At 47.2% G+C, this 758-nt stretch carries 1 protein-coding gene; it reads right to left on the bottom strand.

Annotated elements, in window-relative coordinates; genetic code table 11:
• Positions 1 to 758, bottom strand: a 758-nt coding sequence (locus R7093_RS25230; RefSeq protein WP_411913255.1) for an ABC transporter permease, incomplete at both ends; no start/stop codon positions are given.

The raw sequence follows: 758 nt of genomic DNA, 5'->3' as shown, positions 1-758 counted from the left end.
AGGAAGATCCCGCCAGCTTTGTCTAATGCGATTTGTTGAGAAAGCTCCGGCGATAACTCCTGCCAGCCTTTTACGGCGACGCTATTGCCGTAATCTCGCTTTAATTGCTCAATCACACTGGGCAATACGCGTAAATTTGAAGTATTGAGCACCCATGCCGTCACTTGTTTATCAAGTGAATACAATGTCTGAGCTGTATCGAGAGGCATATAAACCAATTGGGAATCCAACTGCTGTAACGGGAAATGCAAAATTCCAGCGACACGATACAACCCCGCAGCCGTCTGACCACGATACCCGGCCCCATACAACACCAACTCATCGCCAATCTTCAAACGAAGATACTGCGCTAAACCGCCACCGACCAAAACCGCATTTTGCCCAGAGGCGATAAACTCACCTTGAACCAATTTGTCACTAATGTGGGAGTACGCATTTTCTGATTCAGGATCAACGCCTAGAACCATGACACCCTTCGAACGCTCCCCTTTCGCCGCCAAGGCAAAAGATTCAACACGCGGAAGAATAACATCGATATTCGAGTTTGCTTTAGATGCTGAAATAAAGGCATCGGTTTGAGGAAGCACATCATCAATGCTAGATGAGTCGCCAAACTCAGGGTTTTGCAATTGAATAAGCCCAGTATAAAACTTTGCTGCATTTTTGATGTTGGAACTGTAGCTACCTTCTTGGAAGGCTCTGGTGAGTAAGGAGAGAAAAAGCACTAGCGCGAGAGCAGCGGCCGTCAGTAACGTCCG

The organism is Vibrio sp. 1580, assembly GCF_033340055.1.
The sequence above is the reverse complement of the archived record's forward strand: the minus strand, read 5'-3'. Positions and strand labels throughout refer to the sequence as shown.